This window comes from Pseudomonas sp. CJQ_9, from assembly GCF_043106615.1.
GTDB classification, from domain to species: Bacteria; Pseudomonadota; Gammaproteobacteria; order Pseudomonadales; family Pseudomonadaceae; genus Aquipseudomonas; species Aquipseudomonas juntendi.
The window spans coordinates 11,669-26,187 of the sequence record NZ_JBICMS010000057.1; the positions used below are offsets into that span (position 1 = coordinate 11,669).

General features: G+C 65.3%; 7 protein-coding genes. 4 read left to right on the forward strand and 3 right to left on the reverse strand.

Annotated features, from left to right (window positions below; all coding sequences use genetic code 11):
• Window positions 1-137: 137 nt before the first annotated feature.
• On the reverse strand, window positions 138-6,476 hold the full coding sequence (locus tag ACF8SD_RS11045; RefSeq protein WP_392484337.1) for an amino acid adenylation domain-containing protein: 6,339 nt from the start codon (window positions 6,474-6,476) through the stop codon (window positions 138-140).
• Between the two features lie 417 nt (window positions 6,477-6,893).
• Between ACF8SD_RS11045 and ACF8SD_RS11050 the strand changes: the two genes are divergently transcribed.
• From ACF8SD_RS11050 to ACF8SD_RS11060, 3 genes are all read left to right on the forward strand, one after another.
• Complete coding sequence (locus ACF8SD_RS11050; RefSeq protein WP_392484338.1) at window positions 6,894-7,673, forward strand: helix-turn-helix transcriptional regulator; 780 nt, start codon at window positions 6,894-6,896, stop codon at window positions 7,671-7,673.
• Window positions 7,674-7,688: 15 nt separating this feature from the next.
• Complete coding sequence (locus ACF8SD_RS11055; protein WP_392484339.1) at window positions 7,689-9,086, forward strand: efflux transporter outer membrane subunit; 1,398 nt, start codon at window positions 7,689-7,691, stop codon at window positions 9,084-9,086.
• A gap of 128 nt (window positions 9,087-9,214) precedes the next feature.
• On the forward strand, window positions 9,215-11,344 hold the full coding sequence (locus ACF8SD_RS11060; RefSeq protein ID WP_392484340.1) for a TonB-dependent siderophore receptor: 2,130 nt from the start codon (window positions 9,215-9,217) through the stop codon (window positions 11,342-11,344).
• Between the two features lie 31 nt (window positions 11,345-11,375).
• Here the strand turns inward: ACF8SD_RS11060 and ACF8SD_RS11065 are convergent, their stop codons facing one another.
• Together ACF8SD_RS11065 and ACF8SD_RS11070 are read right to left on the reverse strand one after the other, a co-directional pair.
• Window positions 11,376-11,897 carry an acyloxyacyl hydrolase gene (locus ACF8SD_RS11065; RefSeq protein ID WP_054912899.1) on the reverse strand — a complete coding sequence of 174 codons (522 nt, stop codon included), beginning with the start codon at window positions 11,895-11,897 and terminating at the stop codon, window positions 11,376-11,378.
• Between the two features lie 235 nt (window positions 11,898-12,132).
• Entirely contained in the window at window positions 12,133-13,002 is an 870-nt protein-coding gene (locus ACF8SD_RS11070) for a LysR family transcriptional regulator (RefSeq protein ID WP_173889078.1), read from the reverse strand.
• A 107-nt stretch (window positions 13,003-13,109) separates the two neighbouring features.
• Here ACF8SD_RS11070 and ACF8SD_RS11075 point away from each other — a divergent pair, with 107 nt between their 5' ends.
• Window positions 13,110-14,495 (forward strand): aldehyde dehydrogenase family protein, encoded by a 1,386-nt coding sequence (locus ACF8SD_RS11075; protein ID WP_173889075.1) that lies wholly within the window; start codon window positions 13,110-13,112, stop codon window positions 14,493-14,495.
• The last annotated feature ends 24 nt before the right edge of the window (window positions 14,496-14,519 follow it).

The window sequence follows — 14,519 nt, forward strand, 5'->3', positions numbered from 1 at the left end:
GGATCGTGACCGGGCGGTCTGACATGGAGAGTGGGGACAATTCGAGCCTGCGCGGTGCATGGCACCGCCCTGGGCTGATGGCAGGAAGGGTGAAGCAGCCCTGCGCGATGCAAGGCTGCGTTCATGGCAAGCGCCGGTCAGAGGCGCCGGCGCTTGCCCAGGCCAGGGATGGTGGTTTGTGGCACCACCACGGCAAGCTGCTCGCGCTGGGTGCTGGCCGCCAGCCCCGCCAATGTCGGCTGGCTGAACAAGGTTCTGGCGTCCACATGCAACCCGGCCTGGCGCATGCGCGCCACCAGGCTGACCGCCAGCAGCGAATGCCCGCCCAACTCGAAGAAGTTGTCGTCGCGGCCCACCTGTTCGATCTTCAGCACCTCGGTCCAGATCGCGGCCAGCGCTGTTTCCAGTTCGCCCTGCGGGGCCTGGTATGCACGGCTGATCACGGCCTCGGCATCCGGCGCCGGCAGCGCGCTGCGGTCAACCTTGCCATTGCGGCTCAGTGGCAACGCCGCCAGGCGCACGAAGGCCTGCGGCACCATGTATTCGGGCATGCGCGCCAGCAGGTGGCTGCGCAGCGCCTCCAGCGCCGGCGCCGGCTGGCCATCGTCGCAGGTGAAGTACGCCACCAGGCGCTCTTCTCGCATCAGGACCACCGCCTGCCCCACCGCCGGGTAGGCGGCCAGCAACGCTTCGATTTCCCCCAGTTCAACGCGCAGACCCCGCAACTTGACCTGGAAGTCGTTGCGCCCCACGAAGTCCAGTTCGCCGTCGGCGCGGTAGCGCACCAGGTCACCAGTACGGTACAGGCGGTCGCCTTCGACGAACGGGCTGGCAATGAAACGCTCGGCCTGCAAGTGCGGCAAACCCAGGTAACCGCGCGCTACGCCGACACCGCCGATGTGCAACTGGCCCACCGCCCCCAGGGGCACCGGCCGGTCGTGCGCGTCCAGCACATACAGCCGGGTGTTGCTGATCGGCCGACCAATCGGTGGTGCCTGCGTGGGTAAGGGTTGCTGCGCTTGCAAGGTCCACGCGGTGCTGTCCACCGTCGCCTCGGTGGGGCCGTAGACATTGTGCAGGCGCACGCCGGGCAAGCGTTGCCGCACGCTGTGCACCAGCGCCAGGGTCAGCTCGCCGCCGCCGCAGAAAATATCGGTCAGGCTGGTGCAGCGCTCCACGCCCGGCTGCTCGAGGAACTGATGCAGCAGGGCCGGTACGAACTTCACGACGCTGACCTGCCGGGCCTGAATCAGCTGCACCATGTACGCCGGGTCACGGTGGCCGTCCGGCCGCGCCAGGACCAGGCGCAGGCCGGCAGTCAAGGGCCAGAACAGCTCCCACACCGAGCCATCGAATGTGAACGGCGCACGTTGCAGCAACGCATCCCCAGGGCGCGGCGGGCAGATTTGCGACCCCCAGTGCATCAGGTTGCACAGCCCACGGTGCTCCACCATGACCCCCTTGGGCGTGCCCGTGGACCCCGAGGTGTACATCACATAGGCCAGTTGTGACGGCCCCAGCCCCTCGACCTGCGGGTTATCGGCCGGGTTGGCCTGCCAGCTGTGCGCGTCCAGGTCGAGCCAGCGACAGGCCAGGCCAGCGAACAGGCCCTGGGTAGCGCCGTGCACCAGCACCAGCGTTGGCGTGCAGTCCTGCAACATGAAGCGCAGGCGTTCCTGCGGGTAGCCGGGGTCCAGCGGCACATAGGCACCGCCGGCCTTGAGCACGCCAAGCAAAGCCACCATTAGCGAAATGCCGCGCTCCACGCACACAGCCACCCGGCTGTCCGGGCCGACCCCTTGGGCAATCAACTGGTGCGCCAGGCGGTTGGCCTGGGCATTCAGCGTTTGGTAGTCCAGGCTCTCGTCGCCCGCCTGCAGGGCGATGGCCTGTGGCGTGCGCCGAACCTGGGCCTCGAGTAACGCAGGCAGGGTCTGCCAGGTTGGGCTGTGCGGGTCTTCGGTGCGGTTCAAGCCCTGCAACAAACGCTGCAACTCGGTGTGTGGCACTGCACACAGGGCCTGCAGGCCTTCACTGCTGCCGCGGGCAAGCGCATCGGCCAATTGCTGCAGGGCGTTGAGCACGAAGTCCATGACCCGTTGCGCCCCGATCGCAAGCGGCGCACGCACGGCCAGTTGCAGCGTATCTGCCTGCTCATCCACGGTCAGCACCAGCCCGTGGCTCTCGACCTCGCTGGCCTCGACCAGCGCTACACCGGGCAGCACCTGGCCGAACGGGAGGCTGCCCTGGCGGTAATTCACCAGACTGTCGAACAGTGCGCTGCCTGCGGGCAGGCCGCTGCAACGCTGGGCCAGGATCAGCGGCGCATCTTCATGCGCCAGCAAGGCGGCCAGCCCGGCATGGGTTTCACGCAGCGCCTGGCCGGGTGCACGTTGGGCCAGCGGGACACGCAACGGCAGGCTGTTGATGAACATGCCCATCGCGCTGCCGGCACCGGGGCCGGCCATGCTGCGCCCCAGCAGTACGGTGCCCAGCACCACCTCGTCACGCCCGCCGAGGTGGCCCAGCACCTGTGCCCACGCCAGGTGCAGCAGGCTGGCCAGGCTGGCGCCCTGGTGCCGTGCCTGCTGGCGTAACGCGGCAACCTGTTCGCCGGCCAGGCGATGGTCGCAGCGCTCCAACTGCTGCTCATCGACTGGCGCCCCGCCATAACCGGGGATCGGTGCTTGCGGCTCGATACCGGCCAGTTGCGCGCTGAAGAAGGCGGCGTGACCGGCCTGGCGCTCGGCCTGGTTGCTGGCGGCGACATAGTCGCGGTAAGCCACTGGCGTGGCCAAGCCCTCGCCCTGCCCGGCCATGCAGGCTGCCAGCTCACCCAGCAGCACCTGCAGCGATACCGCATCGTTGACCAGGTGATGGAAGCGCAACAGGCCCAGCCAACGGCCCTGGTCGGTATCCTCGCTGCACACCAGCGCCATCATCGGCGCCCGGCGCAGGTCCAGGGGCTGGCGTTGCGGGTCGAAGTGGCTGCGCAACTGCGCAGCGGGGCCGTGCCACTGCTCGACCGGCAGGCGCGCCTGGCGCCAGACCACCTGCTGCGGGTGCTCCAGGCCTTCCCAGCACAGGCTGGTGCGCAGAATATCGTGGCGCTCGATCACCTGCTGCAAGGCAACGGCAAAGGCTTGCAGTTGTGCATGGCTGGCGAAGGCGAACAACGCTTGCTGCTGGTAGGGGTCGCGGGCGTCGGCAACATGGTGGTAAAGCAGCCCCTGCTGCAGAGGGGCCAGTGGGTAGATTTCCTGCACATTGGCGGCCCCACCTGGCACCGTGGCCACGATGCGATCGATGGCAGCCTGGTCCAGTTCGGTGAGTGCCAGCATGCCCGGGGTAATGCGCTGGCAACCCGGGGGTACCTGGTTGCCCGGCAGTACTGGCTGTTCGACCCGAGTCACGCTGGCAGCCAGGCTGGCCAGGGTCGATTGCCCGAACAGCACCTGTACGTCCGCCTGCCAGCCTTGCTGGCGCATGCGTTCGATCAATTGCACGGCCAGCAGTGAATGGCCACCGAGTTCGAAGAAGTGGTCCTGGCGCCCTACCCGTTCAACCTGCAGCAACTCGCCCCACAGCTGCGCCAGCTGCTGTTCGACTGCGCCTTGCGGCGCTTCGTGCTCACGGCGCACCTGGCTGTTTTCGTCGGCGTGCGGCAACGCCCGGCGGTCGAGCTTGCCATTGGCGGTCAGCGGCCAGCGCTCAAGGCGCACGAAGGCCCCCGGCAACAAGGCGACCGACAGCCGTTCACGCAGGTGCTCATGCAACGCCCGCGGCGTCACCGGCAGGTCGGCGATGAACCAGGCTTGCAGCTGGCCATCGCGCAACATGACCACGCTTTCGCGCACAGCCGCATGGCGGGTGAGCGCGGCCTCGATCTCGGCCAACTCAACCCGCACGCCACGGACCTTGACCTGATCGTCGTTACGCCCAAGGTACTCCAGCGTACCGTCGGCTAGCCAACGCACCAGGTCCCCGGTGCGGTACAGGCGGGCGCCCGGCTCGCGGCTGAAAGGGTCGGCAATGAAGCGTTCGGCTGTCATCTGCGGGCGGTTCAGGTAGCCACGGGCTACCCCCTGGCCGCCCACATACAGCTCGCCCGCCACACCGGGCGGCAGCAACTGGCGCTGAGCATCGAGCACATAGAGCCGGGTATTGGCCACCGGCCCGCCGATATGCAGCGGCCTGCCCGGCAGTACTTCGCCCGAGGTGGCCACCACCGTGGTTTCCGTGGGGCCGTAGTTGTTGACCACGCGGTAGCGCTGCTCGCGGGCCAGGCGGCGCAGGCGGTCGCCGCCGACCAGCAGGGTGTGCAAGGTGGGGTGCAGCTCGCCCTGGGCGAAGGCGTGCTCGGCCACGGGGGTGGGCAGAAAGCTGACGTCCAGCGGCTGCGCGCGCCACCAGGCGAGCAAGGCGTCGATGTCTTCAGCCCCGTCGCGCACCGGTGCCAGGTGCAAGGTCGCGCCGCTGCACAGCGCCGGCCAGATCTCCCAGGCCATGGCATCGAAGCCGAAACCTGCCAGGCTCGATTGCTGCCGCCCAGGGCCGAGGCCGAAGTTGCTGCAGTGCCAGTCGACCAGGTTGGCCAGCATGCGCTGCTCGACCATCACCCCTTTGGGCAAGCCGGTAGAGCCGGAGGTATAGATGACGTAGGCAAGGTCTGTGGGCGCTTGCGCGGCGAACTCGAACGCCCTGGCGGGCGCTGCGGCCCAGTCGAAGCGGTCCAGTTCGATCTGCGCCAGGGTGTGGGCCGGCAGCCGATCCACCAGCCGGGACAGGGTCAGCAGCACCTCCGGGGCGCTGTCCTGAAGCAGATAGGCAAGCCGCTCACGGGGGTGCGCAGGGTCTATGGGCACATAGGCAGCGCCGGCCTTGAGCACGGCCAGCAACCCTACCAAAGTATCCAGCCCGCGCTGGGCGATCAGCGCTACCCGGCGTTCGGGCCCAACGCCCAGGCCCGCCAAGTGCTGCGCCAGCAGCTCCGCGCGCCGCTCAAGTTCGCCATAGGTCAGCGCCTGGTCATGGAAGCGCGCCGCCACTGCGGCCGGCCGGGCCTTGGCCTGGGCCTGGATGCGCTGTTGAATCAGGCCCGCAGCCGCCACCGGCATTTGCGTGGCATTCCACCGTTCGAGCGCAGCGTGCTCAGGCGCGGTGAGCAGGTCGAAGTCGCCGGCTGTCGCCTGCGGCTGTTGCAGCCCTTGCTCCAGCACGTGCAGCAGGCGCTGCGCCAGGGCCTGGGCTTCATCGTCGGTAAACCAGGCGCGGTCATGCACCACGTGCAGCATGGCGGCGTCGCTGTAGCTGTTGCAGCGCAGGTGGACACTCAGTGGCGTGGGTTCGTGGCCGTTGCAGATCATCACCGTATGGCCAGGCGCGTCGGTGATGTGCAGTGCGTTGCTGTCGTCCTCGAACGAGACCATCAACTCGAACAGCTGCGGCCGTTCTTCGCGCAGTGCGCCAAGGCTGCGGTTGAGCTCACTGAGGGCGAAACGCTGATGGCGAAAATCCTGCTTGAGCGCATCGCGGATGCCCTGCACCAGCGTGGCGAACGAGCACTCGCGGGCAAAACCCAGGCGCAGCGCGCTGACTTGGGTGAACAACCCCAGGGTCGCCTTGAAGCGCGCGTTGCTGCGGTTGCGGACCGGCACTCCGACCACCCACTCATCGCGCTGCCAGGTACGTGTCACGCAGACGTGCAAGGCGGCCAGCAGCACGTGCAGCGGCGAGGCTTGCAGGTCGGCAGCGAAGCCGCGCAGGCGGGCCAGCAGTGGGCGGTCGAACGGCTGGCGCTGCGCGCCACTGGGCGTGGCGGTTGCCGCGCTCGCGCGTTCGCGCGGGGCCAGCAGGGCATCGGGCAACTGCTGGTACTTGGCCAGCCAGTAGTCGCGATCGCGGGTTTGGCGCACGGATGCCTGGTACTGGGCGTCGTCCTCGATAAAGGCTGTGTAGGACGCTGCCCCGTGCGGCAGGGGCAGGCCTTGCAGCAACAGGCGGTAATGGTCTGCAAGCTGCTTGAACCACTGATCCACACCCCAGCCATCGAGGATCAGATGGTGGGCTTGCAGCGCCAGCAGGTAACGCTGTTCGCCAATGCGGATCAAGGTGGCCGCCCATAGCGGGCTGGCGGCATCCAGCTGATAAGGGGTGCGCATTTGCGCCTCTAGCAAGCCTGATGCAGCTGCGAAAGGCTCGCTGGCCTGGCGCAAGTCATGCCGGGCCAGCGTTACCGCCATCTGCGTGGCGAAGTACTGGCGGGCAAGCCCGCCCTGCGTGACCAGCACCGTTCGCAGCCCATCATGCTCAGCCACCAGGTGCTGCAGCGCTTGCTGCAACAGCCCGGCGTCCACGTTGCCTTGCAACTCCACGTACGCCCCGATGTTGTACAGGGGTGAGTCGCCATGGCTGATTTGGTCCAGCCAGATGTCACGCTGGGCAACGGTCAGGGCGAAAGTGTCTGGGGCAGGCATGATTCGGCAGGTCCTTCTGGTTGATCATCCGCGCATTCAAGCACCGCTGCCGGCAGCTGTATGGCCTGCCAAACCCGGACAACCGCAGCGCGCGGGCGGCCCGCTGAAAAACATGTAGGAGATTTGCCATAGCTGACCACCCCCGATGACCTACGGCACCTTCCACGCGCTGCGATCAGGCCGCATTCGCCGTGCTTATGGCGTCAAATACCCGGCAACGCAGCAGTTGCCACGCGCGCCGCGTGCCGGGGCCGCCACCCAAAGCAGCCGATCGATGGCATTTTCTGTCCCGGTTTTCCATTACAGACGCCTGCCCGCCAGCGGGCTTGAATACGCCTACCCCAACTCCCTTCCACGCTGGAGCACTGGCCCGCCAAACCCCCTGCTGCAATACCCTGAACCAAGGACGACAAGGAAATGATGCTGACCGACAGCCGCGACTACCGCCCCGACCCACAGCTTTACCTGCAATTGGGGGAGCTGATCGCCAGCACCGGCGCCGCAGGCTTCGCTGACCAGATGTTGGGCCTGGTGGCAGCCCAGGTGCCTGTTCACCGGCTCGAACTCAGCGAATGGACGCTTGACCCGCAGCGGACGAATGTCAGCCATATCAAGGTGCTCGGCAGTGCTGGGCTGCAACCCGCCGCCGCTGGCGAAAACCAGCACCAACCGCTGCTGCAGCGCATCATGCAGATGAAGGACCCGCTGCTGATCGAGTTCAAGGCCCCGCCTGGCGCTTTGCAGGCGCGCCAGAGTGCCCATCAGTGCCATCTGGTGTCGTGCAATGGCCGCAAGCGGTGGGTGATCAGCTTTCATCGCCTGCCGTGCCAGCGCGCCTTCGCGCTGAGTGAATTGTCCCAGCTCAAGTGTTTGTCCGACACCCTGCTGCCCTTGGTCGAGCACCACGGGCAACTGCTTGAGCAGGGCACCACGCACCCTGCAGGGGCGGCCCAGGGCGAGCTTGAAGCGGGTTCGCTGCGCCAGGCATTCGGTGAACGGCTGGCGCACGAGGCTGTGCGCCTGTCGACCCGAGAACAGGAGGTATGCCTGGGGCTGCTTACCGGCGGTACCGTGCCAGAGATGGCCCAGCGGTTGAATGTAAAGAACAGCTCGGTGGAAACCTACCTCAAGCGTGCCACGGCCAAACTAGGGGTCAGCGGCCGCCACGGCCTGGCGAAATGGATGGCCGGTGCCTGACTGCGAGAACCTGCAATGCCCCGACATGTGTTGACCTTGTTTGCCGTGCTGTTGTGCGGCTGTTCACTCGCCCCTGCTTACCAACGCCCCGCCCATGCGATACCCGCGCAGTTTCCGCAAGGGCCCGCCTATACCGCCGATACGCCGTCGCCACCACCGGTCGAAGACGGGCAGCAGGTATTCCGCGACCCGGTGCTGCGCCAGTTGATCGAGGCCGCCCTGGCCAACAACCGCGACCTGCGCACCGCCGCACTCAACGTCGCGGCCGCGCAGGCACAATACCGCGTGCAGCGCGCCGAACGGCTACCCAAGGTGGCGGCTGATGGCCACGGCCAGCGTCAGTACCTGCCCAGGGGCATGACCGGTACCGGCAAAGGCATGATCAGTTCCAGCTACGCGGCCACGCTGGGGCTGAGCGCCTACGAAATCGACCTGTTCGGCCGGGTGCGCAGCCTCAGCGACCAGGCATTGCTGAACTACCTGGCCAGTGAACAGGCACGGCGCAGTAGCCGCCTGAGCCTGGTGGCGAGCGTTGCCAGTGTGTACCTGACCTGGCAGGCCGACCAGGCGCTGCTGACCCTGGCCAACGAAACCCTGGCCACTGACCTGCGCAGCCTGCGCCTGGCCCGTAACCAGCGCCGGGCGGGCACGCTGTCGGCACTGGATGAGGTCCAGGCGCGCACCCGCGTGGACAGCACCCGGGCGGCAGTGGCGCGTTACCAGCGGCTGGTCGCGCAAGACCTGAACCAGCTGACGCTGCTGGTGGGTGCCCCCGTTGCTGCGAAGGGGGTCGCACAGCCCCTGGCGGCCGAGCAGATTGCCAGGCTGCCGGCAGGTTTACCGTCTGACTTGCTGCAGCGGCGCCCCGACATACGCCAGGCCGAGTACCAGTTGCGCGCCGCCAACGCCAATATCGGTGCTGCGCGGGCGGCGTTCTTTCCCAGCATCAGCCTCACCGCCAATGCCGGCAGCACCAGCCCCCAGCTCAGTGGCCTGTTCGATGCAGGTTCGGGGACCTGGCTCTTCCAACCGCAGATCAACCTGCCAATCTTCACCGCGGGCAGCCTGCGCGCCAGCCTGGATTATGCGCGCCTGCAGAAGGATATCCAGGTGGCGCAGTACCAACGAGCCGTCCAGCGCGCATTTCAGGAAGTTGCAGATGGCCTGGCCGCACGGGCGACCTACCAGCGCCAACTGCAGGCACAACACGACCTGGTCGCAGCCAGCCGACGCTATTACGACCTGGCCGAGCACCGTTACCGCATTGGCGTGGACAGCAGCCTCACCTTCCTGGACGCGCAGCGCGCGTTGTTCAGTGCCCAGCAAGGGCTGATCAACGACCGCCTGGCGCAGTTGCTGGCAGAGGTGAACCTGTTTGCAGCACTGGGTGGCGGGTGGAACGACCAGGATTGAACGCGGGCCCAGGCGTGCAGCGCATCTGGCACATGCGTGCGATTTAAAATTAATGCATTTGATAATGATTCGTAGTAATTTCGTGGCGCAAATTTCTCTCAGCGCCCTACTTCAGGATCGTCCAGTCGATGCGTCGCACGTTCGTTTCGCTTTGTGTGCTTCATGCTGTCTCCCCATTGGCCCTTGCCGAGCCCGAACCGCTCAGTGACCCGGCCCACATCGAACTCCAGGCCCTGAGCATCACTGGCACAGCCGACAGCGAACGGGCTGATGGCCCGGTGCTCGGCTACAAGGCCAACCGTTCCGCCAGTGCCACCCGCACCGACACCGCGCTGCACGAAACACCGCAGTCGGTCAGCGTGGTGCCCAAGGCGGTGCTGCAAGACACCGGTGCCACGCGCCTGCAAGACGGCCTGGACTATGCCGGTGGCGTCGGCCGGGCCAACAACTTCGGTGGCCAGGGCCTTACCACCTTCACCGTGCGCGGCTTTACCACCGGCGAGTTCTACCGTAACGGTTTCCCGATCAACCGTGGTTACCCCAACGCACCGGACGCCAATACCGTCGAGCGGCTGGAGGTGATCCGCGGCCCGGCCAGCAGCCTGTACGGCCGTGGCGACCCCGGCGGCACCTTCAACGTGGTCAGCAAGCAGCCGCTTTCAGAACCCAAGGTCACCCTGGGCAGCCAGTTCGACGACCAGGGCATGCACCGCGCCACCCTCGACGCCGCCGGCCCGCTGAACCAGGACGGCTCGCTGGCCTACCGCCTGAACCTGCTTGGCGAGGGCGGCGACAGTTTCCGTGATGATGTGCAAAGCGAGCGTTATGACGTGGCGCCCGTGCTCAGCTGGCAGGTCAACGACACCACCAAGGTCGTGTTCGAAGGCGACTTCATGCGCAACAACCACCCGCTGGACCGCGGCCTGACCCGCTACGCCACCCAGCGTGGCAGCGCCTCGCGTGACACCTATATCTGGGAAAAAGGCAGCGACAACCTGCTGCACAATGACAACAACATGGCGCAGGTGCGTTTCGAGCACCTGCTCAATGACAACTGGACGCTGGCGGGCGGGTTCCAGTTCCTCGATGGCTCACTCAAGGGCAATGCGGTCGAAGCCAACGGCGCGCCGCTGGATGGGCGAACGCTGGAGCGTAACTTCAACTATCGCAAGCTGGAGTGGACCGATCGCGACTGGCAGCTGAACCTGACGGGTTACTTCGACACTGGCGGTTTCAGCCACACCCTGCTGACGGGTGTGGAGTACGAGAACTACGACTACAACTCGATCATCCAGCGGTCCTCTGCGGTGGCGGGCACGTACCCCATCGACATCTACGACCCGGTGCTTGGCCAGCCACGGCCGGCGCTGACCCGCACCACGACCTGGGACAAGGAGAACCTGCAGACCTGGGCCTTCTTCATCCAGGACCAGGTGGCCCTGACCGAGCGTTTGAAGGCTCTGGCAGGCGTACGCTTCGAGCGCTTCGAGCATGACTACGACAACAAGCTGGACAATGCTGGTGATTTCAGCAAAGGCGAAAACGGTGCTACGCCCCGTATCGGCCTGGTCTATGACCTGACCGACACGGTCGCCGTCTACGCCAACACAGCGCGCTCTTTCAAACCCAATACGGGAACCCCGGCCAGCGGCGGGGGCTTCGACCCGGAAAAGGGCAAATCCTACGAACTGGGCGTGAAATGGGAAGCGCTCGACCGCCAGCTGAGTGTCGACGCAGCGGTCTACCACATCGTCAAGGAAAACGTGTTGACCCGCGACCCGGTGGACCCGAACTACAGCGTGGCGGCCGGCGAAGTGCGCAGCCGGGGCCTGGATATCAACGTTGCTGGCAATGTCACCCCCGAGTGGCGCGTCATTGGCGGCTACGCCTATGTGGATGCCGAAGTGACCAAGGACAACCGCCTGCCAACCGGCACGCGACTGGCCAATATCCCGCGCAACAGTTTCAGCCTGCTCAACACCTATGAGTTCCAGGACGGTGTCGCCAAGGGGCTTGGCTTGGGGCTTGGGGTGAAATACGTGGATGACCGCAACGGCCAGACCGAGGCCACCACGTACACCATGGAGCAATACACGGTGGTTGATCTGCTGACCTTCTACCAGGTCAACGACCATATACGCCTGAACCTGGATGTGAAGAACCTGTTCAACAAGGCGTATGACGAAGGCGCATTCAACCTGTATGCCTACCCGGGTGCGCCGCGTACGGTACAGGCTGGCGTCGCGTACACCTTCTGAACGGCTGGGGCTGCATAAGCAGCCCTACCTGTCAGAAACCTTTGCTGTAGAACAGCGAATACGACTCGATGCCGTCGTTGGGCTGCTTGATCCCGGCGTTGGAGTAATGGATCGCACGCAGCCCGACCTTCTGCTCCCCTGGCAGTTTCAGGCCAAGGCCGATACGGTCCTCGAAGTTGAACGACGAACCCAGGCGCTGGTCGCCCACATCGGTCTTGGAGAACGCGGCCAGGCCGATACCCGCTTCGATGTACGGGGTGTAGGTGAAACCGCTGAATTCATAGGTGAACACCGGGCTGAACGACAGCGAATGGGCGCCACTGGCGTCGCCGCCCTCCCAGTAGGTGTAGCCGGCGTCCCAGTAACCGCTGACATAGCCGATGTCGCTTTGCAGCCACTTCTTGTCCCAGTCGAACGACATGCCAATGCGGTAGGTCATGTCGCCCTGGCTGGTTACGCCCACGGCGCCGGACACCTGCGCGGCCTGGGCCGTGCCAGCGCCGGCAAGTGCCAGCACGGCAACGGCCAGCGATGCTGCAAGACGGGTTTTCATCTACGACTCTCCTGATGGTCTACACGACAAGCGGGGGCTGTAGCCCCTCGATTAAGCGGTGACCGGTTCATCCCGACCGGTCACACGAGGTAATACTTTTCTGATTATTGTCCAGATAATCAGAAAGTTGGAAGTAAATTGCCATTATTGCTCATACACCGTTGCGGTGTGAGGCGCTACCACACCGCGAGCGCCATACAGACGTGCGGACTAGACGTAGATTAGTAGTTGTAAATCAATGGTTTGTGTTCTTTTCTTCAAGCAGTTTCACGAACATGCTCAAGCTGCGTGATACCGTGCCACGTCGCCACACCAGCCAGGTTTTCAGGTAGCGGAAGTCTTCCGACATGGGCCAGGCGCTGACCGTGCTGCAGCCCGGCATGTTGTCGAGCATGCTGCGCGGCAGCATGGCCAGGCCGGCCCCGGCGCTGACGCAGGCGAGCATGCCGTGGTACGACTCCATTTCATGGATCTTGCCGGGAACCGCCTGGTCCTGGACGAACCAGTTTTCGAAGTGATGCCGGTACGAACAGTTGGCCCGGAACGCGTAGATGTTTTCGCCGTTGACGTCCTGGGCGCGGGTCACCGGGGCATGATTGAGCGGTGCGATGACCATCATCTCTTCCTCGAACACCGGTATGCCCTCCAACGTGGGGTGCAACACCGGGCCATCGACGAACGCAGCCACCAGCCGGCCAGACAACACCCCCTCGAGCATGGTCCCTGAAGGGCCGGTGGACAGGTCCAGGTCCACCTTGGGGTAGCGCTGGTTGTAGGCCGCCAGCAAGGCCGGAATACGCACGGCTGCGGTGCTTTCCAGCGAGCCCAGGGCGAAGGTGCCCTGCGGGTCTTCACCGGCCACGGTCAGGCGGGCCTCGTGCACCAGGTCGAGAATGCGCCGGGTGTATTCCAGGAAGTTCCAACCCGCGGGTGACAGGCGCAAACGGCTTTTCTCGCGGATGAACAGTTCCACACCCAAGTCTTCTTCCAGCTGCTTGATGCGCGTGGTCAGGTTGGAAGGCACCCGGTGGATATGCTGCGCAGCAGCGCTGATGCTGCCCTGCTCTGCCACGGCCTTGAAGATCTCCAATTGCACCAGGTCCACAGCCTTTCTCCAAACGTGAATGTTTCGCTCATTATTATTCAGTTTTCATTAAAGCCATAGCCCACTAGTCTGGCTCCACCGTTCAATAACGACGAGAGTGCCCTACCATGAGTGCGATCAGCAGCCTGACCCACGCCATCTCCCTCGACCCGTACACCGGCGAGCAGATCGGCGCCTACCCGTTCGACACCGACGCCGCACTGGAAGCGGCGCTGCAGCGTGCCAAGGCCGGCTACCGCCAGTGGCGCCAAGTGTCGCTGGGTCAGCGCAGCGAGTACCTGCTCGCCTTGGCCAGCACCCTTGAAGCCAAGGCCGAGGCCTTTGCGCAGATGATCAGCCGTGAAATCGGCAAGCCCATCGCCCAGGCCCGCGGCGAAGTCGCCAAGTGCGTTGGCTTGTGCCGCTGGTATGCCGAGCACGGCCCCGCGATGCTGGCCGCCGAGCCTACCCAGGTCGAAAAGGCCCGCATCGAATACCGCCCGCTGGGCCCTATCCTGGCGGTGATGCCTTGGAACTTCCCGGTCTGGCAGGTACTGCGCGGCGCCGTGCCGGCGATCCTGGCCGGCAATACCTACGTGCTCAAGCACGCGCCGAACGTAATGGGCAGCGCCTACCTGCTGGGCGAACTGTTCAAGGATGCCGGCCTGCCGCAAGGCATTTTCGAAGTGCTGAACGTGACCCCGGAGGGTGTCACCCGCGCCATCAATGACCCGCGCATTGCCGCGGTGACCCTGACCGGTAGCGTGCGTGCCGGCATGGCGATCGGTGCCCAGGCCGGTGCCGCACTGAAAAAATGCGTGCTCGAACTCGGCGGTTCCGACCCGTTCATCGTACTGGCTGACGCCGACCTGGACGCCGCCGTCCAGGCTGCCGTCATCGGTCGCTACCAGAACACCGGCCAGGTCTGCGCAGCGGCCAAGCGCATGATCGTGGAAGCAAGCATTGCCGACGCGTTCACCCGCAAGTTCGTCGAGGCAACCCGGCAGCTGAACATGGGCAACCCGCTGCAGGACGACACCTACATCGGCCCCATGGCCCGCTACGACCTGCGCGACGAGCTGGATGGCCAGGTACAGGCGACGCTGGCCGAGGGTGCCACCCTGCTGCTGGGCGGCCACAAGGTTGAAGGCGTTGCCAACTTCTATGCCCCGACCGTGTTCGCCAATGTGACCCCGGACATGACAGCATTCAAGCAAGAGCTGTTCGGCCCGGTGGCGGCGATCATCACGGCCCGTGACGCCGAGCATGCCGTGGAGCTGGCCAACGACAGCGAATTCGGCCTGGCGGCGACCATCTACACCGCCGATTATGCGCTGGCCGAGCGCATGACTGCCGCGTTGGATACCGGTGGCGTGTTCATCAATGGTTACTGCGCATCCGACCCCCGCGTGGCGTTCGGCGGCGTGAAGAAAAGCGGCTTCGGGCGCGAGCTGTCGCACTTTGGTGTGCGGGAGTTCACCAATGCCCAGACCGTGTGGCTGGACCGTAACTGAGTCCAGTGAAGCAGGGGCTGCATT

What these genes read in the sequence shown, in the direction of transcription:
- ACF8SD_RS11045 (WP_392484337.1), bottom strand. Translation starts at nt 6,476, where the DNA reads ATGCCTGCCCCAGACACTTTCGCCCTGACCGTTGCCCAGCGTGACATC.
- ACF8SD_RS11075 (WP_173889075.1), top strand. Translation starts at nt 13,110, where the DNA reads ATGAGTGCGATCAGCAGCCTGACCCACGCCATCTCCCTCGACCCGTAC.
- ACF8SD_RS11055 (WP_392484339.1), top strand. Translation starts at nt 7,689, where the DNA reads ATGCCCCGACATGTGTTGACCTTGTTTGCCGTGCTGTTGTGCGGCTGT.
- ACF8SD_RS11065 (WP_054912899.1), bottom strand. Translation starts at nt 11,897, where the DNA reads ATGAAAACCCGTCTTGCAGCATCGCTGGCCGTTGCCGTGCTGGCACTT.
- ACF8SD_RS11060 (WP_392484340.1), top strand. Translation starts at nt 9,215, where the DNA reads ATGCGTCGCACGTTCGTTTCGCTTTGTGTGCTTCATGCTGTCTCCCCA.
- ACF8SD_RS11050 (WP_392484338.1), top strand. Translation starts at nt 6,894, where the DNA reads ATGATGCTGACCGACAGCCGCGACTACCGCCCCGACCCACAGCTTTAC.